This window comes from Cyanobacteria bacterium FACHB-DQ100 (genome assembly GCA_014695195.1).
Lineage (GTDB): Bacteria > Cyanobacteriota > Cyanobacteriia > Leptolyngbyales > Leptolyngbyaceae > Leptolyngbya.
On record JACJNW010000016.1, the window covers coordinates 89,698 to 109,780 of the forward strand.

21 protein-coding genes are annotated in these 20,083 nt (G+C 45.9%); 8 read left to right on the plus strand and 13 right to left on the minus strand.

Annotated features, from left to right (window positions below; all coding sequences use genetic code 11):
• Positions 1–82: 82 nt before the first annotated feature.
• The gene (locus H6F51_04475; GenBank protein MBD1821755.1) at positions 83–937 is read left to right on the plus strand and encodes a prohibitin family protein; all 855 of its coding nucleotides are present in this window, start codon (positions 83–85) and stop codon (positions 935–937) included.
• Here the strand turns inward: H6F51_04475 and H6F51_04480 are convergent.
• The 6 genes from H6F51_04480 to H6F51_04505 are packed head-to-tail and all read right to left on the minus strand — an operon-like array spanning position 928 to position 5,750.
• Positions 928–1,356 (minus strand): DUF1634 domain-containing protein, encoded by a 429-nt coding sequence (locus tag H6F51_04480; protein MBD1821756.1) that lies wholly within the window; start codon positions 1,354–1,356, stop codon positions 928–930. The genes H6F51_04475 and H6F51_04480 overlap by 10 nt on opposite strands.
• Positions 1,357–2,193, minus strand: coding sequence for a sulfite exporter TauE/SafE family protein (locus tag H6F51_04485; protein ID MBD1821757.1), 837 nt, complete (start codon positions 2,191–2,193; stop codon positions 1,357–1,359). It abuts the gene before it with no gap.
• A gap of 15 nt (positions 2,194–2,208) precedes the next feature.
• Positions 2,209–2,925, minus strand: a complete 717-nt coding sequence (locus tag H6F51_04490; GenBank protein MBD1821758.1) for a phosphatase PAP2 family protein — start codon at positions 2,923–2,925, stop codon at positions 2,209–2,211.
• Positions 2,926–2,939: 14 nt separating this feature from the next.
• Positions 2,940–3,557 carry a hypothetical protein gene (locus tag H6F51_04495; protein MBD1821759.1) on the minus strand — a complete coding sequence of 206 codons (618 nt, stop codon included), beginning with the start codon at positions 3,555–3,557 and terminating at the stop codon, positions 2,940–2,942.
• Positions 3,558–3,567: 10 nt separating this feature from the next.
• On the minus strand, positions 3,568–4,290 hold the full coding sequence (locus H6F51_04500; GenBank protein ID MBD1821760.1) for a cadmium resistance transporter: 723 nt from the start codon (positions 4,288–4,290) through the stop codon (positions 3,568–3,570).
• Between the two features lie 2 nt (positions 4,291–4,292).
• Positions 4,293–5,750 carry an APC family permease gene (locus tag H6F51_04505; protein MBD1821761.1) on the minus strand — a complete coding sequence of 486 codons (1,458 nt, stop codon included), beginning with the start codon at positions 5,748–5,750 and terminating at the stop codon, positions 4,293–4,295.
• A 1,157-nt stretch (positions 5,751–6,907) separates the two neighbouring features.
• On the opposite strand from H6F51_04505, the gene H6F51_04510 reads away from it, so the two are divergent.
• Together H6F51_04510 and H6F51_04515 are read left to right on the plus strand one after the other, a co-directional pair.
• The gene (locus H6F51_04510) at positions 6,908–7,882 is read left to right on the plus strand and encodes a sulfurtransferase (GenBank protein ID MBD1821762.1); all 975 of its coding nucleotides are present in this window, start codon (positions 6,908–6,910) and stop codon (positions 7,880–7,882) included.
• 359 nt (positions 7,883–8,241) lie between these two features.
• Complete coding sequence (locus H6F51_04515) at positions 8,242–8,547, plus strand: hypothetical protein (protein ID MBD1821763.1); 306 nt, start codon at positions 8,242–8,244, stop codon at positions 8,545–8,547.
• Between the two features lie 304 nt (positions 8,548–8,851).
• On the opposite strand, the gene H6F51_04520 is transcribed toward H6F51_04515, so the two are convergent.
• Positions 8,852–9,289 (minus strand): Rrf2 family transcriptional regulator, encoded by a 438-nt coding sequence (locus H6F51_04520; protein ID MBD1821764.1) that lies wholly within the window; start codon positions 9,287–9,289, stop codon positions 8,852–8,854.
• 669 nt (positions 9,290–9,958) lie between these two features.
• Between H6F51_04520 and H6F51_04525 the strand changes: the two genes are divergently transcribed.
• Positions 9,959–10,252 (plus strand): hypothetical protein, encoded by a 294-nt coding sequence (locus H6F51_04525; protein MBD1821765.1) that lies wholly within the window; start codon positions 9,959–9,961, stop codon positions 10,250–10,252.
• A gap of 388 nt (positions 10,253–10,640) precedes the next feature.
• A complete protein-coding gene (locus tag H6F51_04530) occupies positions 10,641–11,234 on the plus strand; it encodes a Crp/Fnr family transcriptional regulator (GenBank protein MBD1821766.1) in 594 nt (197 codons plus the stop codon).
• Positions 11,235–11,238: 4 nt separating this feature from the next.
• On the opposite strand, the gene H6F51_04535 is transcribed toward H6F51_04530, so the two are convergent.
• Both H6F51_04535 and H6F51_04540 read right to left on the minus strand, forming a co-directional pair.
• A complete protein-coding gene (locus H6F51_04535; GenBank protein ID MBD1821767.1) occupies positions 11,239–11,508 on the minus strand; it encodes a hypothetical protein in 270 nt (89 codons plus the stop codon).
• A 229-nt stretch (positions 11,509–11,737) separates the two neighbouring features.
• Positions 11,738–13,120 carry an LLM class flavin-dependent oxidoreductase gene (locus tag H6F51_04540; GenBank protein MBD1821768.1) on the minus strand — a complete coding sequence of 461 codons (1,383 nt, stop codon included), beginning with the start codon at positions 13,118–13,120 and terminating at the stop codon, positions 11,738–11,740.
• Positions 13,121–13,441: 321 nt separating this feature from the next.
• On the opposite strand from H6F51_04540, the gene H6F51_04545 reads away from it, so the two are divergent.
• Positions 13,442–14,308: a lysophospholipase gene (locus H6F51_04545; GenBank protein MBD1821769.1), complete on the plus strand. Its 867-nt coding sequence runs from the start codon at positions 13,442–13,444 to the stop codon at positions 14,306–14,308.
• A 305-nt stretch (positions 14,309–14,613) separates the two neighbouring features.
• Positions 14,614–15,870 carry a tetratricopeptide repeat protein gene (locus H6F51_04550; GenBank protein ID MBD1821770.1) on the plus strand — a complete coding sequence of 419 codons (1,257 nt, stop codon included), beginning with the start codon at positions 14,614–14,616 and terminating at the stop codon, positions 15,868–15,870.
• On the opposite strand, the gene H6F51_04555 is transcribed toward H6F51_04550, so the two are convergent.
• Entirely contained in the window at positions 15,857–16,666 is an 810-nt protein-coding gene (locus H6F51_04555; protein ID MBD1821771.1) for a PhnD/SsuA/transferrin family substrate-binding protein, read from the minus strand. The two genes, H6F51_04550 and H6F51_04555, sit on opposite strands and share 14 nt — an antisense overlap.
• 347 nt (positions 16,667–17,013) lie before the next feature.
• Between H6F51_04555 and H6F51_04560 the strand changes: the two genes are divergently transcribed.
• Positions 17,014–17,604 (plus strand): pentapeptide repeat-containing protein, encoded by a 591-nt coding sequence (locus H6F51_04560; GenBank protein ID MBD1821772.1) that lies wholly within the window; start codon positions 17,014–17,016, stop codon positions 17,602–17,604.
• Positions 17,605–17,861: 257 nt separating this feature from the next.
• On the opposite strand, the gene H6F51_04565 is transcribed toward H6F51_04560, so the two are convergent.
• From H6F51_04565 to H6F51_04575, 3 genes are read right to left on the minus strand one after another with little or no spacing between them, the layout of a single operon-like run.
• Positions 17,862–18,077: a hypothetical protein gene (locus tag H6F51_04565; GenBank protein ID MBD1821773.1), complete on the minus strand. Its 216-nt coding sequence runs from the start codon at positions 18,075–18,077 to the stop codon at positions 17,862–17,864.
• 36 nt (positions 18,078–18,113) lie between these two features.
• Complete coding sequence (gene ssuD, locus H6F51_04570; GenBank protein ID MBD1821774.1) at positions 18,114–19,268, minus strand: FMNH2-dependent alkanesulfonate monooxygenase; 1,155 nt, start codon at positions 19,266–19,268, stop codon at positions 18,114–18,116.
• Positions 19,269–19,287: 19 nt separating this feature from the next.
• Positions 19,288–20,079, minus strand: a complete 792-nt coding sequence (locus H6F51_04575) for an ATP-binding cassette domain-containing protein (protein MBD1821775.1) — start codon at positions 20,077–20,079, stop codon at positions 19,288–19,290.
• Positions 20,080–20,083 lie beyond the last annotated feature (4 nt).

Sequence of the window (20,083 nt, forward strand, 5' to 3'; positions counted from 1 at the left end):
GAAAGCGTCGTCCGTATCTGTTGTATATTAACGGAAGTTCTCCTAAAGTTCGATGATTGCTGAACCTTCTGGATTCTGAAACATAACCCTTAAAGCATTGAAAGTGCCGAAGAAGAACTCACAAGACTCTCAAATTGCCTTCAAAGTCATCCTGGTTTTGCTCTGTTTGGCGTTGCTTTCAAGCTTCTTTGCGATCGTCAATGCTGGAGAGCGGGGTGTTTTGATGCGCTTTGGTGCAGTGCAAGAAATAGTCTTGTCAGAAGGCATTCATCCAATCCTTCCGATCGTTTACACGGTTGAGAAACTCAGTGTTCGGGTGCAAAGCCAGGAAATCTCAGCCGAAGCATCCTCTAGAGATTTACAAGATGTCTATGCTGATGTTGCACTCAACTGGCATATCGTCCCCACAGAAGTTCACCGACTCTATCAGCAAATTGGCAACAAGCAGGCGGTGATCGAGCGCATTATCAGTCCAGCGGTCGAAGAAGTGCTAAAAGCCGTCATGGCGAAGTATACGGCTGAGGCGATTATTACCGAGCGTGGAACTGTCAAAGCTGAGGTTGATCAAGCTTTGACTGAACGATTACAGCCTTATCACATCGCTGTGGATGATCTGTCGCTGGTGCATATTAAGTTTTCAGAACGGTTTAGAGAGGCAGTCGAAGCGAAACAGGTGGCAGAACAGGAAGCAAAACAAGCAGAGTTTGTCGCACTGAAAGCCGCAAAAGAAGCAGAAGCGATCTCCAATCGAGCCAGAGGAGAAGCGGTTGCTCAACAATTGTTACGAGAGAGCTTAACGCCTGAACTTTTGCAGAGACAAGCGATCGAGAAATGGAACGGAAATTTACCGTTTATTGTCGGTGGTGAAGGGACAAAGCTATTGGATCTGAAACAACTGATTGAGACTAGCCAGAAATTGCAAGCGCCTCAGAAGTAGGCACCAATAAAGCTGTAGATCAAGCCAGAAAGAACTACGGCAGTAATTGCAGCATAGGTAAAGTCGCGCCAGCGAAGAAACGAGATGAATGAGAGAATGACTCGGACGATCGGCGTCGCAATCAGGATCAGTAGCCCAAACTGAATGATAGCGCGACGATGACCTGCAAACATTGCAGTGATAATCCCTGCGGGCGATCGATACATCGCAGGTTCGCCCCTGAAGACATGATAATCAACAGGTTCAGCCCCATGTCGAACAATGTAGAGAATGCCACCGATTAAGACAATTGCGCTTGCAAGCCACACACCAGATTGCAGTAAATTGCTAATCGATCGGGATAACTGTGCTTCATGAGAGGGCGTGAGGATTTGCGTTTCGAGGGTTGAAACCGCTTTTGGATCTGCATCTTGATACATCTATGCCCCTCCCATCAGGCTGTTATACACCATCTTAAGCGCCATCACGACGAGTACCAGACTAAATAGAATTCGTAGTGATTGAGTTTTCGCGCCGATTAAAACCTTTGCACCGAGCAATGCGCCAGGAAATACGCCTAGCATCACAGGCATTGCTAGTCCTGGATCGATATAGCCTCGCGCTAAGTACACACCCGCAGAAGCCGCAGCCGTGACTCCGATCATAAAATTGCTCGTTGTTGTTGAAACCTTGAATGGAAGCTGCATTGCCTGATCCATTGCTAAGACTTTGAATCCACCTGAACCAATTCCCAACAGTCCAGACAATGCTCCAGCGATCACCATAATGCTAAATCCGGTTGAAACCGACTGTGCTTCATAAGCGATTGCGCCATTTGGAGTGGGACAGGTTCCGTTCAACTGCAATTGTGCAGCAAGTGGATCGCTGGTCTCTGGTTGACAAAATTCCGGTCGCGATTGTTGAGCAAGGTAGGCTGAATAGAGCAAGGTGATTGCTAACACGATCGCCAACATCTTTACGGAAATGAAGGTTGCGATTAGCGCGCCAATTAAGGCACCGATCACGGTTGCAACTTCTAAGAACATTGCAATTCTCAGATTGGTAAGTCCTTGTTTAATGTAAGTCGATGCCGCTCCCGAAGAGGTTGCAATCACAGAAACGAGCGAAGCCCCGATCGCATATCGAATATCAATGTCAAACACTGAAGTTAACAATGGAACCAAGACGACACCACCGCCCAATCCTGTGAGAGCACCAAGAAAGCCAGCGACAAACGATCCAAACCAAACTAATAGCGAAAACTCTAAAATGTTCAAGGTAATCCTGCCCTTTTAACTCCGGGTAGACTGTAATTCATCCGGTAAAAGTGTTGTTTCTTCGTATGGGGCTTCGAGATGAGGGCGAATAATTAAGCTCACTCCGATCGCCCAAGCGAGAGAAATCATCCACCCTGCCAAAATATCACTGGGAAAGTGAACGCCTAAATAAAGACGAGTCCAAGCGATCATCACTACAAAGCCCGCTCCGATCGCACTGACCCATCCGCACCAGCGGCTCCCCCAAGTCAGAATCACTAAAGCCGCAGCTAGGGACATACTCGACATCGCGTGTCCACTTGGGAAAGAGAAATCGGTATGCGGTGTGAGCGTTTCCCATAGATCGGGACGATCGCGATGCAGCCAGATTTTTGCAGTGCGGTTGATTAAAGCACTGCCAAGCAGTGTGACCAATAGATAAGAGAGCGATCGCCAACGCCGTCGATACAGCAATCCAATCGAGATTAGGGTCGCAATGGGGAAAACGCCATAAAACACACCCAACGGAGTAATCGTTACCGCAATTCGATCAAGCATCGATTGAGCGGTGCTGTGAATTGCCGTGAGAATTGCTTGATCCCAAGCAAAAGTACCTTGTTGCCCAATGACGATCGCGAACTGCTCAAAGCCAATGAGTGGCAATACAACACCTGTGAATAAGAGCAGTAAGGTGCGCCATCGAGCTGCCAGAATTTGACGAAAGAATTGCGGAAACGATCGAGAAGTTGCCATTGATTTAACGCTGTCTAATCTTCAATTGGAGCATTGGGAGCAGTTGCCTCAACACTAGCTAGGGTTAGATCTGGGATGGGCAAAGTGCTGTCAGGTGATGCAGTCAAAGTTTTTGCGGCGGGTAAGTTAAGCTCAATTTCGCCATCTGGGTTGCTTGTAATCGTGAGTTGAGTTCCACTCACAAATTGCAGCGCGACCGGCTGGGTTAGCTCAGGTTGACCTGCAAGTTTTGCACCTGTGGGCAAGTAAATGCCATCACAGTTCCAATCATCATCTGTGGTTTTTCCAGTTCCGAGATAGTACAAGGTGCTGGGTTGAGGCGTTTTCTTCGCTTTGTGAGCGTAAACGGAGATCGTCTTCCCAGTTTCATTTCGGCATTGTGACCAGTCAGAAGCCGTTTCGAGAATGTACTTCTGTAAGTTCAATGCGCCAAGCTTTTGTTCAATTTCGACGGGACTTAGCTCTGAGTTTTTGGGATTAGATTTAGCGTTGAGCAAATCCGCGATCGCCGTTGTCACTTCAGTATATTCCGGTGTGGTCGTCAACTTAGGCGCATCGGCTAGAGCGGCAGGCACGATCGCAATCTGAATCAACATCACCAAAGCTACTAAGACTAGCTTAAATCGTTTCATCATCATTCTCCTAAAGTTCGTTTTGTTCAGGTTTCGTCAGGGTAGGAACGTGGGTACGCATGAGATGAATCAAACCCATGCTGCTAATCACCAAAGCAATCACGGTTAGTCCTCGATCTTCGAGCGTGTGGCTATCAATCAAAATCAGCACGCCCAAGCCGATTAACACAAAAGGAACGAGCTGATTCCCGTAGCGAGTGAGAGAATCCGCGATCGCATCAACCCGACTTAATCGATAGGCGGCATAGCACCAAACACCCACCATTGTGAAAAACGTGGTGATAATCACCAACAAGCTTTCCCAAGTTGCACTGGCAAACAAAGGGACATAGATGCCAATGTTATCTCCTCCATTCGCGAAAGTCACGGCTGCCACGCTGTAAGTTTGCGGAGACAGAAAACTGGTTAACCAATCGCTTTGTGGTTGCTCGTTGGATGACTCATCCTCAGGCTCATCAGAGTCGGGATTGATCAATCGAACCACACCGATCGCGATCGGCACAAGTCCGAGCAATCCAATCCAGGGACGCGGAAACAACGCACTTCCAAAGAAGCTGGGCAGGGTTGCTAATACCAGCGCTCCAAATCCCAAATATTGCCCCGCTACGATATGTCTGCGGCGGAACAGAGCATTCACTTGCGCGAAGAACAACATCAGAATCACGATGTCATCTAAGTTTGTGGCAGTGAAAGCAGTGATGCCTGTAGAAAATGCTTTGATCAATTCATTCATCGCTAATCAACCTTTTTTTGCTCTGCGTGATGGTCATGAATGGCTTCAATCGATCGCTGCATTTGTCGAGCTAATCGCGGGAAACGGTAACGCTGGAACACAAACCAGGCAAAACCTACGGCAACATACAACAAAAACAGATAGGGAAAGACATTGGCAGGAGGCTCTGGAACTGGAAACAAATCGCTGCCAGGAATCCCGATCGTTCCCAAGACGGGAAGCATCATAAATGCAACCCCAAAGACAGAGACGACAATGTTCTTCAGACGGAGTTGACCCAAGCGATGCAGGTACACCGGAGCCGCGATCGAGATCAGAATGTACACTAGCAAAAAGCCATAGGTGCAAATTGTGCCAAAATAACCTTGACTTTCAAACGGAGTGACACCAAACAATAAAACGGCTGTCGGGATCGCAAAGGTTAGGAGCGAAGCGAGCGCGATCGCCGTATGCGGTGTGAGATTCTCTTCGTGAGAAGCACCTAGCGAGGTATGAAACACACCATGCCGCGCCATCAGAAACAAGACTCGTGCAGTTGGATTGATACAGCCCAGCGTACAAGTAAAAAAGCTCAACAGTGCTCCTAAGCTGATCAAGATGCCTAAGAAATCTACGCCTGCTTGGTGCGCTAGGAAGTCAAGCGGTGCTTCTGTTTTTGCCAGATCGACCGATGCACCTTGAAATGCTAAAACTTCGACGTAAGCCATGAAAATGAAGAACAATCCTGCCAGAATCGTACTCTGCGTGACCGACTTTGGAATCGATTTGAGGGGATTTTTGGCTTCATCTCCGAGCGAAGTCGAGCTTTCAAAGCCCGAAAATCCAAACACAACTAAGACAATTCCCGCCGTGATCCCGCCCGGAGTTGCGTTTTGTAATGTGAGTTGAGCCGGATCGATCGCAAATCCCTTGTGTCCCCAAATCAGAATGCCGAGCAGCAAAATAGAAGCGATCGATGCGCCTTCCAGCAGCAACATCATTTTGGCAGAGAGTTGAATGTCTTTGTGGGCAGCATACCAAGCCGCAGCCACTCCCACCGCAAACAGCGTCAAGATATGAGTATGAATGCCAACATAACCCAGCAGCTTCTGTCCAAAAATCGCAAAGCCGCACAAAGTAGACATTCCGGTGAACAAGTAAGCCAAAATCAATCCCCAACCGCTCAACATCCCTGCGGTTGGACCTAATCCTTTCACCACATAGGAATAGAGCGACCCCGGAGAAGCAGAGCGGCGGGCAAATTCGTTAATGTTGATGCCCACGAAAAGCAGTCCGATCATCCCCAGCAAAAAGCTGAGCCAAGTGCCATTTCCTGATGAAGCGTAGATTAAGCCCATCACCGCCGCTGGGACTGTCGTTGGAGCAAGCACTGCAAAAGATTGGGCTAACACCTCACCGTAAGAGAGACACTCTCGCTTTAAGCCATGCAGGCTTGGAGAGATAGGAATTTCAGCAGTCATGATAGAGCGTTCCTTGTAATGTTTGAGAGCCGGGGTCTGTCTGTATGTGTGAATGGATAAGGTTTGCCCGATTCAAAATCGATTTAGATTTGTTGTTTTTCACTGTATTCCTATTACTTGATAGAAGCAAGTAGTCTTTCTTGTCAAAACGATAAACCGAGATGATTGAAGCGAAATGTTATAAAAATATGAAATTAATTTTTGCCGTATCTGAGAATAAACCTTTGAATAAAAAGACTTCTAAGGATTTCAAGCAAATAAAATAAGTGCAGAATTTCACCTAATCCAATCACCTTTATAGGCTTTAAAGAGGATAAGAAATACTGAAAAATTTCATTTGCTACTAAAATAATCACCTCAAATTTGACCTAATTACGGGAATTTCTGAACTAGGAAGTTACCGATAGTTTTAAAGCCTTTAGAAGTGCGATCGAGATAATTTTTGAGCGCAAAGATGAGCTTCTGTGTTGCATCGTTCTAGCTTAGATTCTGCAATCAAGTGACTGTGATGCGGATTTCACCTAGACGGTAGCAGGGTGATCTCCTGCTCGACTGGGGCTGTATGTTTCACAGATTTCAGGATCGTGTTACTATCTAATCTAAGTAAATACGGTAATTCAATCGGTTTATCGTATTTATTGAGTGATCGCACCGTTGGGTCAAGTAGAAATCTCTAAAAACTCAATGTGAAGATCGCTCAGCACAATCTCTCCTGTCTATCATCCCGTTCGCTAATTCAATTTCTGCATCTTTGCAAATAGATGAGCCTGTGCCGACCTAGGGCTACCGCGAACCAACGGGAGAATGAATCCTTGACAGTTGAAAGTTACGAGAACCTTAACCACTGAAATATGGGTCAGGAAATTTGATGAATCGTGCTACTCCCCTTCTCACCCTAACGCTGGTCTGTATCACTACTCTGCTTATCCTGCTGAGCATACTTCTTATTCCCTTGTTCTTTGGAGGGATCAGCTAGAGCATCTATCTACTTAAGTTAGTTAATCTCTGCAATGTCTAACTTTTCGATGCTGTCGGGCTTGAGATCTTTGTCGATTTGTGGAATTCTAGAAAATAGATTTGTCCAGTAAACCGGTCGAAATACCGTATTTTTGGAGCGCTCATTCCTTTTACAACCCTCATCATTTCAGGTTAAGGTCATGATTCGGAAATTACTGCGTCTCAGGCTGAAGAAGCCCAAAGTTCTAGCGGTGTTAGCTGCGCTGCTAGTTAGCCTCATTGCCATTCCAGCTTTTTCGGGTTCGCCGTTAATGGCAAGCCAAAGTGCAACCATTCAGTTTGTTTCCCCGGATTGGGTAGCGAAAAATAGCAGCGATCGCAATCTCCGGGTTCTAGATGTTCGCATTAACCCATTGGAGTATTTTGCAGGGCACTTGCCAAATGCCGTTCATATTGCAGACAACACATTTCGCGGTCCCAACGGCTTGCTGCCTGTGCAATATTGGAACACAAGCAAGTTAGGGCAGCTTTTCTCGCAAGCAGGGGTATCAAATAATAGCCGCGTGTTGGTGTACTCGGATGGGCGCGATGTTCTCGGCGCAACTATGGTGGCTTATTTGTTAGAACGATCGGGCGTGAAAGATATTGCTGTGTTAGATGGTGGATTTGCGGCGTACAAGACATCTGGGCAACCTGTAACCCAAGAATTTCCTAAGTATCAGCCGACTCGCTTTACCGTTCAGGATAATCCCTTAATTCGAGTGACGCTTGCGGACGTGCGCGGCTTTCTGAATCAACCAACAGTCAAGTTCATTGATCCAAGACCACCTAAATTGTTTAGTGGTGAAGAGAAGATCTGGACGCGCAATGGTCATATTCCGGGAGCGCGAAACATTCCTTGGGTATCGTTTACAACGGGCAATCCAGCGACGAGCGAAGGAAACTTCCACAAGCTGAAGTCTTTGGATGAAATTAAGCAAATCCTAGCATCGAAGAAGATTACGCCTGCGGACAATGTGATCGTATCGTGCAGCACCGGGCGGGAAGCAACATTACAATACGTCGTGCTGAAACATCTATTGAAGTATCCCAAAGTGCGGGTTTACGAAGGATCGTGGACGGAGTATAGCCAGTCAGATCTACCTGTTGAAACGGGTGCTGATAAGGTGGCTTAACGAGTGTTCTCGATGTAGTGATGCAAGCAGATGCACCCTGTCTGTCAGCAGTTTATTGCTCCTGTACAAAAAGGTAGATCATGCTTGTATCGCTGCAATTTTATAGTTCGTTTTGGGTAGGTAACTTACGATGAAATTTATCTTCATTTCTTTGTTGACAGTTGGAGCAGTTGCAGGTTTCACGATCGCTGCTCCAACTTTAATTTCGGATTCGTCTAGATTGCTTGCTTGCACACCGCCTTCTGATCCGCCCCGAAAAGAACCACCCGGATCTTACTAAAAGCTCGAAGCACGATCGTCGCGGGGCTGCTTTGCGATCGTGCTTTATCTCGTCTAAATGCAGTGTAATAGGAAAGTTTATGTCCTCAAATATTGAAGAACCAAGCATTGTCAATCGTCTACTCACGATCGCGCCGAAGTTGCTTGAAAATGCTCGTCTTACCTTGCTCCCACTTACAACAACAAATTTGTTGCTGATTCACTGCGAACAGGACGTAACAATTGATCCAATGCTGTATCTAGAGCTAATTCCGATCGCTCGTCTGGTTCAGGAGGAGTTCGGTATTAGTCAAATTTGTATTCACAATGCTCAACGACAGAGGATTTTTCACTGGAGCAGTGTGGAAATTATTGAAATGGCTAGGAAGTTCAATCTAAAGATTTAGCGCTCTGAATCATCTTGTTTATTCAACGATCGTGCTTCATCCTATCTGATTGTTTTAATTAGTTCTGATGTTCTTTATCCTTCGATCGAACAAGAAGAGCTTGCCGCCTTAATTCCAAACGCAACGCCTACGACACTTCATTATCCGCATGGTCATGACGCTTTTCTGATGGACATGGCGACATTAAACAATTTCGTTGTTCAGTTTCGTAGCTCTCTTCGGCAATCCCAGAGCGCAGTGCAATTAACGAACTCGCCACACAATTTATCAGTTGCTTCTACTGATGTGTCTATGGCTTGGTAATTTAGATGTAGTACATCGTAATCGGCTGCTGGAAATAATTGCGTTTGTCTAGAAGATCTTGCAAGCTGTTTTTCTCCAGCACATCATCTGCTGCTTTTCTCACGGTTTGCCAAATTTCAGAAATAGCCCTGACCGAAACAGACTCAGAATCATCGTTCGCCTCAGATGAATCGCCCCCTTCCATACAGCTGACGATTTCAAGCAGCGTAATCTTCCACGGCGGTCGCGATAAAAGATACCCTCCTTTCTTTCCACGCTCACTCGAAATTAACCCTCCTCGTCTCAGGGTTGCCAGTAATTGCTCTAGGTAGCGATCGGGAATATTCTGAGCAGCTGCGATCTGACGAATTTGGAGCGTCTCACCACTGTTGTAAATGGAAGCGAGTTCCAGCATCGCCATGAGTGCATATTTTGTTCGACCTGAAAGTTCTAGAAGCATGGCGGAGTTTCGGGAAAATGAGCAAGCCGTTTTAGAATTAGGGCAAACGTATTTTTCTATTTATCGATCGAGGTATGGACTTTTCTCAAAATATAGGGTCTTATTCATAACTTCAAATATTATTTGTTCTTAAAATCATCACCTTAATTTATTATGCACCTGAACGCCTCACTTCAACAAATCCGTTGTCTAGGTTGCTACATCAGATATTAAGAAACATTTTCGATAGAACGAGTACAAGAAACGAGATTCTCAGCAGTCGGGCGGCTTATAGGCTTTTAAAGAAATGATCTCAATTCTCCTAAAAGTCGATTGGATTATGTGGTTATTCCTGGAAGAAGTCAGTAACATAGAGGTAGATGTTTTCTCATTAGAATGACAAATGAGTGCTTGCCCCTGCTGCTCTAACAAACTACTTCGCCATATTCGTAGAACAGGAGTGTACTGGTTTTGTCATACCTGTCGGCAAGAAATGCCTAATCTTCAAGCTACCAGTCAAGCAAGGGGCACAAAGCTCACTTCATAAGCTCTACGAAGCAAATATTTTATGATTTGGTAAGATCATGACTTTCTTCATAACGTGAAGTTATGAAACTAACAAAAAAGAATGCTTGCTTTTATCGTTGTAAATTCTTAGGGTAAAAGCATATCAAATTGATTATGCAAATGATGAACCCTAACATTGATACAAAAATCGATTGGCAACCGTTGCTCGATCGCCTTCAGTTCCAGGGTGAGAAGCACCTGCCTCAATATCCAGGAGATTTGAAAGCTGATCTACTGGCTCATGCAGGGCTGAACGATCACGCCAGAGGTGAAACTGCATATCAGTTAGCAGTAGAGATTGCGCGTCTCACGACCTGCTGCGACCCGGAGATTATTTATTGGTTTTCACGACTGGTTGACTTGATGAAGGTTCAGCCCTCTGAAGCAGAATGTCGAAAAGTCCTGCTTGTTGATTAACTCATCGGTTCGCTTTTGTCTTTAAGGCATCAACGATCGAGTTGAACTTAACTTAGTCTTGGCTATGGTGTGCATTTGCACGGTTGGAAACTAGAAGCTGTATTGCTCGTTGGAGTTTATCTAGCTCAGAGGATATGAATTTTAGGCTTTTTGTTTCTCACTAAAGTTTTGCATAGGTAGATTTTCTATTGTTAATCCCCTAAACGCGCTGTCTTAAATTCCGAAGAATCAAATTGGCGATTCTTAAATGTTTTACAAAAGGCGCGATCGTGCTAGTATCAGATTCTATAAATACGGTAAATCGGTCGAATTAATGTGTTTTTCAGATGATCTTTGTTGATCGCCTTATGTAGCTATCCTGCACTTCTGTTAGATCCGAGGCTTGCTCATGCAGTCCATTCTTCCCTGTGTTGTTTCCCGATTGCCAGCCCAATCTGCAACGCGAACGTTTAAACGTCGATCAACAATTCCGCTTCAACAAATTGCGCTTTGGCGAATTGAATCGGGAGTGGTACGAACCCTCAGTTGGCTAGAAGATGGCTCAACCGTCACATTGAGCTTATGTGGCGCAGGAGATGTAGTTGGGAAGTTTCTCTGTGCGATCGATCCCTATCAAATCGAGTGCCTAACTGATGTTGAGGTCACGCCACTTTCTCCGAATGAGTGGCATCCTGATCCTGCTTTTCTACTGGAGCGAGTACAGCAGGCTGAAGAGTTCATGTTGATTCGCAGCCATCGCCGAGTGGAGGAGATGCTGTTAAAGCTACTCACTTGGCTATCGAAGAAGTTTGGGCGTGAAGTGCAGCATGGACACTTGATTGAACTGCGCCTGACGCATCAAGACTTAGCAGAAATGCTAGGAACCACTCGCGTGACGATTACCCGTGTCCTTAAGCAATTCGAGCAGCAAGGCATTGTTCAGCGACTGCCGAATCAGGTGACATTACTGCAACCGGAAGCAATCTGGCACTACGAGATTTAAGGCACTAAGAATTAATCCGCTGAGATTGGGTAGCATTCGGGGCAGGTGGTTCTGGCGTGAAGATAGCGACTGCGGTTGCAAAACTGAGCGCCAAGAGAAATAGAACCGCGATCGTTTCTAAATCTGACTTCAACAGCTTTAACCAAGATTGTTTCTGCCGCCGTCGAGCAGCGACAATAGTCGAGTAAGTATCAAGGCTAAAGTATATTAGTTGCAGATTTAAGTGCAGCTTGATCTGAGGATATTTTACAAGCTTTGGTTTGTGCTTTCCCAAAACAGTACGATAAAGCAGTACGACACAATTTAACCTAAGTAATTTAGCCCAAATCAAATATTTGGGCTTTTAAATTTTGTTGTCTGTACTTTCTACTTTCAGCACTAATTGATTGATAAGCTGGCAGTAGAAAAGTCATCAGAAATTAAGAACTTATATTGTGATCTGGAGAAGGTTTGGATGCCATGATCCTAAGCGCTCATTTCTGATGACAATACTTTTTGCAGTTCTAAACAGGAACCTTAATTGTTGATCGCTGCTGCTCAACGATCGTTAAATGATGTTGATTGACAGGTCTTGGTAATTCAAGATGCTCTCGTAGTGTAGCTCCTTCATACTCCGTCCGGAACAATCCTCGTCGCTGCAATTCCGGGATGACTAGATCCACAAAGTCATCTAGACCATTCGGTAAATAAGGAGGCATGATGTTAAAACCATCTGCGCCTTCATCAATAAACCACTCCTCAAGCTGGTCTGCAATTTGCGCTGCAGTGCCCACGATCGTCCAATGTCCCCGCGCTCCAGCAATCCGAAAATAAAGCTGTCGAATGGTTAGATTCTCTCGGTGAGCGAGTTCGATTAATAGCCTCTGACGGCTCTTTCCACCATTCGTTTCTGGAAGGTCTGGAAGCAAAGCATCAACCTCATAACCTGACAAATCAGCACCGATCATACTTGAAAGCAGTGCGATTCCCACCTGCGGATGAATCAACTCTTGAAGCTGATTGTATTTATCTCTTGCTTCTTGCTCAGTTCTGCCAATGACTGGAAACACTCCCGGCATAATCTTGACGTGATCCGGCGATCGTCCATGCTGTACAACTCTTGCTTTGACATCTGCATAAAACGCTTGAGCATCTTGCAAAGTTTGTTGAGCCGTAAAAATAACTTCTGCGGTCTGTGCCGCAAGATTCTTACCATCTTTAGAAGAACCTGCCTGAATAATCACCGGGTAGCCCTGCGGAGGTCGCGCCACATTGAGCGGACCTTTCACCGAGAAATGCTCACCTTTATGATCTGGTATGTGCAACTTATCTGGATCAAAATACAGCCCAGAAGCTTTGTCGCGCAAAAAAGCATCATCTTCCCAACTGTCCCATAAGGCGGTGACAACCTTGAAGAACTCTAGTGCGCGATCGTAGCGTAATGAATGTTCCATATGTCGATCGCGATTAAAGTTCAGGGCTTCCGCTTCAGTTGAGGAGGTTACTAAATTCCATCCTGCGCGACCCTTACTCAGGTAATCGAGTGAAGCAAACTTACGCGCTATATGATACGGCTCATTAAAGGTCGTTGAAGCGGTTGCAGCAAGACCGATTCGCTCTGTAACCACAGACAAGGCAGATAGCAGTGTGAAGGGTTCAAAATAAGCCGTGAATTGTCCCAACCGGCTCGAAGCAGGTGTTCCTTGTCCTCGGTCAGCAACGGCAACCACATCCGCAAGAAATAGCATATCGAACTTACCGCGCTCTGCGGTTTGAGCAATCTGCGTATAGTGCTGAAAGTTAAGTCCACCGTCGGCTTGGGCATCAGGATGCCGCCATGCTGCCACATGATGCCCCGATCCTGGCAAGAATGCACCTAGTTTTAATTGCTTTTTGTTTCTATTCATAGCGGATGTCCTAGAGTTCTATATGCGTAGAAGAGTCAAAACGGTAATGTAGCTGCCGTTTCTGTATTGCTGTATTGATTGGGCGATCGCGATTGTTACAGGGTTCACTTTGCGATTAATACGTTGATTGCGAGTGATGAAATAATTTACGATATGTCTATCGATTAAGTCAAGATTAAACTTAAACGGAGAGATAGCAGCATTCCAGCAACATAAGATAGTTCTGATGAACCGAATTGAAGTGATCAAAGTAACAAAGATTTTTGAAATTGCTGTGATTGAATGAGGAATCCTTTTCAGAAACAATCAGAAATTATTACAATGCAACATTCTCAGGGGTTCTTCAAAAGCGTTGGAGGACTCAGACTTTACTATCAAAGTTGGCATCCAGTGCGTAACACTCGTGCAGTCCTAGTCCTACTTCACGGCTTAGGCAGCCACAGTGGTAGATTCAACAATATTGTTCAATACTTAGTTCCTGCTGGATATGCAATCTATGCACTAGACTTACGGGGTCATGGGCACTCATCAGGTCAGCGTGGTCACATCAATTCCTGGTCTGAATTTCGCACTGATCTAGATCTGTTCTTAAGACAGATTCAATCGACAACGAATCTTCCTTGCTTTGTGCTTGGACATAGTATAGGGGGAATGATTGCCCTGGAGTATGCCTTACACTTTCCGGCTGCTGTTCAAGGTGTGATTACGATCGCTCCTGCCTTTGGATTGAACGGCATTTCAGCGAAAAAGATTCTCCTGGGGCGCAGCTTATCGCGAATTTTACCGCGCTTCACACTCAAGGTTGGCATTGATCTCGAAGCGATTTCCCGCGATCGCACCGTTCTCAATGCTTGTGCTCAAGATCCTCTGGTTCATTCTTGTGGCAGTGCCCGTTTGGGAACGGAGTTATTTGCGACGATCGCACGAGTTGAAGCTCAGGCTGCACACTTGCAAGTTCCGATCCTCATTCTGCATGGCGGAGATGACCAGGTTGCTCATCCTGAAGGAAGTCGTGCATTCTTTGAACAGTTATCAGTCCTCGACAAAGAGCGACGGGAATATCCAGGAAGCCGTCATGCGCCTCACAATGACATTAACTATGAAGAACTCCTGATTGATTTGGAGCATTGGTTAAACTGTCGTACAGCAAAATCGATTACATCGTACTCTACACAAAACACACGATGAGCTACAACACTGATTGTTGTAATTGCTGAAACACCCCAGGAACTCTTCTAGCCCATAGTCGCCAGAATGCCATTGAATGGCGTGAACATTAGAGCGATCCAGTATTCGGCTTGATCGTTTTAGTCACGCCACTCAATGATTCTTGTATTGGAGAACCTGAGGAAAGTTTTTCTGCATCACACAGATAATTAGATTTAAGCAATTTTGTAATCCACTTTACTTGCTCAGTCGAATTGCAGTGTGACATACTTGGTGAAATTAAATACGGTAATTCTATCGAATTAACGTAATTTCTAGAATTGTTTATGGTGATTGACACACAAGGGCTAACTGTTCGGACAGATGCGGAGGGCGCGATCGCTGCTCTCGACCGCTTCATCGACCAATCTCTGTACTACGGCAATCAAGCTGAATCCGCAATTTTACAAGCGCTATCCCTCGATCCGACCTGTGCGATCGCGCAAGCGTATGCAGCCGCGTATTACCTTTCTCAAGAAACTGCGATCGCGCATCGCACTGCTATGGCTCATCTCAAAGTTGCACAACAGTATGCACCCATCGCAACTGAACGAGAGCAATGGTATATCAGCGCGATCTCGGCTTGGGCGCGGGGGGACATATCTGAAGCCATTAATCTGCATGAAGCGATCGCGCTTCACTATCCCCAAGATTTGATCTCGGTTCAACAGGGACAATATCACTACTTTTATCGGGGAGATGCGAGACGATTGCTGCAAATTGCTGAAAAAGTGCTGCCTATGAATTTAGACAGCCCGCATCTCCACTATTTATATGGAATGACTGCGTTTGGATTAGAGCAGTGTGGTGAGGTTGATCAGGCGATGAAAGTCGGATTACAGGCGATCGCATTGAATCGTGCTGATCCGTGGGCACAGCACGCGATCGCCCATGTGTTAGAAGAGCAGAACCGCCCCGCAGCAGGCATTGCTTGGATGGAGAAGCATTCGGATACTTGGGAGCAATGCAACTCAATGCTATACACCCATAATTGGTGGCACGTTGCACTGTACTACTTAGCGTTAGGCAATGTTGAAAAGGTGTTAGCGCTCTACGATCAACACATTTGGGGAAGAGCGAATTCGTTCTCATCAAAAGATCAAGTTGGAGCGATCGCAACCTTAATCAGATTAGAGTTGCAAGGTGTAGAAGTTGGGCAACGCTGGAACGCGATCGCTCCTTATCTTCATGCACGCTTGCACGAACACAGATTACCGTTTCAAGATTTGCATTATGTTTATGCACTAGGGCGTGCAGGATACACGGATTGGGTGAATGATTTGCTGCACAGTTGGACAAGTCATGCACAACGAGTTACACCTGAATCACAGTCCATTTGGCTTCAGGTCGTTCTTCCTGTTGCAAAAGGGCTGATTGCCCATGCTCAAGGCAATTGGACAATCGCGATCGCGCAATTGCAGCCAAACTTACCAAAGCTACAAGCAGTCGGTGGAAGTCGAACTCAACGGAAATTGTTCGAGCAAATCTATCAACACGCAGTCTTGCAGCATGAATCTCAGTGGCAAGCCTTTAAAGCTGGCTAAAACGAGAATTGGTCACAGTGTCATAGATTTTTGCGATTGCATCATAATACTGGGTTGTCACGGCGGCATATCGGCTCACATTCATTCGAGCCATTGCCGCCTTTAATTCTGCATCGGGTTGCAGTAATGCAGTTTGAATTCGCTCGATCAAATCTTCACCTAACTGTTGAGAAACAACAATTGGCGGCATCGGACAAGGATCACTCGATTCAACAATGCGGATCTGATCTGCAAGTTCAGGAAATACGCGCAGTTCTTGCTCTAAAACGGTGCTGTCGATCGCAGCACAATCGGCTTTTCCCTCAATCACCCAGCGAATTGAGGTCTGATGCGAACCCGATTGAACGGCTTGTCTGAAAAAGTGAGTTGAGCGCTCTTGCAATAAGCGATACCGCAGTAGATAATAACCGCTATTCGAGCCAGGGTCGTTGTAGCAAACCGTAGAATTTGCTAAATCTGAGAAGCGATAGAACGGGCTATCGGCACGAACAATAACATCTGAGAAATAAATTGGACAATTCTGATATCGATCTGCTTGCATCACCGGAGCCGCGATCGCTCTCAATTGTCCCGGTGCAATGCGATCGTTCCGAATAAATGGCAATCCACAAATAAAGGCAAGATCAATCTGACGATCTCGTAGGTCATCGAGCGGATCGCGGTCGCTCGCGAGAAGTTGGATCTCACAGTGAAGCGTTTGACTTATCGAACGTGCGATCGCCTGATAATGCTGCATCCAATTGGGAGCTAAATAAGAAACAGCATTCAATGAAACAAGTTGTGCTTTCTGAATCATTCGAGGCAACTGTAGAACATTCCTTCTGTATAATAATCAAAAATCTACCGAGTTACCGTAGTTATAGATTCAGGTTGATGTCAGGCGCGAAATGATATTGATAGGAGTTCAAAGGTGTTGTTTTCGGATTCTCCCACTACGATCGCGATCGTCGTCAGCAACACTTTACTGTATTGAACAAGCTCATAGTGTAAACCAGAACTATGACGAGAATTATTCTCCAGTCATTGTTTACTAATAACTTTTACTTGTCGTTTTGACAAACAATAGTATTTGCTCTTATGGAATAAGAACAGTACCTTGAGATTACGGCGTGTTTAGGACAGATACTAATTTGGGAGAAATTCATGAAACTTACATCTAAAAAGTTATCTCAATGGCTCGTAACAGCATTTCTAGTCTTTGTAGCAGGGACTTTTCTGTTTGATCAGTCGAGTGCGCTGGCAGTATCAACGCAGTCTCCTACTCAGACTACGATCTCACCAGATTCATTAATTGCCGCTCAAACCACCGTCCCTCTATCAACGGTTGCAGACAATGTTAGACGTTTACTGAAAACAAAGGAATGTGTGGGCTGTAACCTAGTTGGAGCAGCTTTGAAAGATGCGAATCTACAGGCTGCGAACTTGGAAGGAGCAAATTTGCAGAAGGCGGGATTGGAGCGAGCGAACTTACAGGGGACAAACCTGGCTGGGGCAAACCTGCAAGGAGCGGATTTGGGTAAAACGAACATTGCAGGTGCAAACCTTGAAAGAGCCAATCTATTTGATGCGGATCTGGAGAAAGCTAATCTGCAAGGAGCCAACCTACAAGGGGCAAATCTACAGGGAGCAGATCTGGAAAAGACTAACTTGACAAATGCAAGAATCGAAGGCGCAGATCTGCGTGGAGCCGATGTAGAAGGTGCGATCGGCTTTAGAGGAACTACAATTCAGTAGCTCCAATAGGTTACAAACCAGAATCTATATTGTTTGAATTGTTTACCCAAACCAAGATTGGAGCCGCTTCCAAGCGTCTCTGCCTCACGAAGAACGATAATTGGAAGGCATGAGGCGCATCATATTTTGGAGTGAGTGCGGTAGAGCCAGCTACAAGCCGTTTATGCGGTTCCAATCTTGATGTCTGGCTTGTAAGCCTCATACAGTTCGGAAATTTGACCTCTTCAGCACTGATGTGTAGAAAAATGAGAACGTTATTAGCGATCGAAATGACGGGAATATCGGAACTTAGAGAGCGATCGATGGCTCCAGTGCAGATTATGAAAAATTATCTCGCTCGTATTCCGCATTGCTTCTCGTGGGGTTTCAATCTCCCAAACATCACGAACTTTACGTTCGTAACTCTCTGATTCCTTCGTCCCCCAAGGTTCACCTGCCGAAATTTCTCGCTCAATCAGATTGTGAAATATCATAGTCCCACCGCATCTAAATTAAGTGAAATGGTGAAATCAGTCTACGGTAGTGATTGATTGTTGTTGCTTTGGAAATTTCTCATTCGCAACAATCTCTCCAAACGGGCTGAACATCACTTTCTGCTCGGTTGGAGTGAAGTGACTTAAAGGCAACTTAGGAAATAGCAATTCTGCGACGCGATAGGCTTCTTCCAAGTGTGGATAGCCTGACAGAATGAAGGTATCAACTCCGATGTTGGAATACTCCAGCATTCGCGCCGTGATCGTATCTGCATCTCCGACTAACGCCGTTCCCGCTCCTCCTCGTACCAAACCAACACCCGCCCACAGATTCGGACTAATTTCCAATGCTTCACGACTCCCGTTGTGCAACTGAGTCATGCGTTGCTGTCCTTCAGAATCCATTCGGGCATAAGCTTTCTGTGCAGTCGAGATCGCGTCCTCATCAACATACCGGATCAATTGATTCGCAGCATCCCAAGCTTCACCTTCTGTCTCGCGCACAATAACGTGCAGGCGAATGCCGAATTTTAGCGATCGTCCTTGTTGTTCCGCCAATCGCCGCACCGATTGAATCTTTTCAGCAACCTGTTCTGGTGGTTCACCCCAAGTTAAATAGGTATCGACGTGCTTTGCAGCAATCTCTTTAGCAATCGGTGAAGAACCCCCAAACCAAAGCGGAGGATAAGGTTTCTGAACGGTCGGAAACAGCAGTTTTCCACCCTGAACGTTGAGATGGTCACCTTTCTGAGTGACTTCGTTTCCTTGAGCAATTTCGCGCCAAATCGCTAAAAATTCATCGGTTAAGCGATAGCGATCGTCGTGGCTCAAATGCAGTCCATCACCCGCTAATTCAACTGGATCACCACCTGTTACCACATTGATCAACAAGCGTCCATTCGATAGTCGATCGAAGGTTGCCGCCATCCGAGCAGCAACTCCAGGAGAAACTAATCCCGGACGTACTGCAACCAGAAACCGCATTCGTTGCGTCAACGGCATCAGTGTAGAAGCAACAATCCAGGCATCTTCGCAAGAACGACCTGTTGGCAGCAATGCTCCGAAAAAGCCTAAATGATCGACTGCTTGAGCAATTTGTTTCAAATAATCATAGTCCGTCGCTCGTCCCCCGATCGAGGTTCCAAGGTAACGACCATCTCCGTGAGTTGGAATAAACCAAAGAACTTGCATCAATGCTTCTCCTGATTGTCTATCTGCGTACTGGAACTTCAAAAATTGATAAATCAGCCGAATTCCGAGGCTTAGAAGCCTTCTCTGATTGCATGACTCGTGCTAGAACCTGCTCAACGAGATGGATAAAGGCTGGACTACTGCGATCGCGAGGGCGTGGCAGAGAAATCGGAAGGTCGATCGCAATCTCACCTGCTTCGAGCAAAATCACGCGATCGGCAAGTGCGACTGCTTCATCGACATCGTGTGTCACCAGTAGAGCAGTAAATTGCTGCTCCTGCCAAAGCTGTTCGATCAAGTGCTGCATCTCACGCCGAGTCAGAGCATCTAAAGCACTGAGCGGTTCATCGAGAAGCAGTAGACGCGGATTGCTCACTAACGCTCTTGCTAAAGCAACACGCTGCTTTTGTCCTCCAGAAAGAACTAGTGGAAAGTCCTGCGATCGCTCTTCTAATCCAACTTGCTGCAATGCCCAAATTGCTTTATCTTTCCAGCGATGCCGAACCCCTAATCCCACATTGTTCAGCACTCGCTTCCAGGGCAACAATCGCGCATCTTGAAACATGACACGGGCATTGGAATTGAGAGAGCGCAAAGGTTCTCCGTTTATCAAAATTGTGCCGCTTGTCGATCGCTCTAATCCTGCAATCAAGCGTAATAACGTGCTTTTGCCGCATCCACTCCGACCGACGATCGCAACGAACTGACCTGCTGCAACCTCTAAATTTAGGTCACGCAAAACGCGCTGCTGACCGTAGGTTTGGCTTAACTGCCGGAGTTGTAAGGCTGCTCCTAAACTGGGTGATGTCATTGAT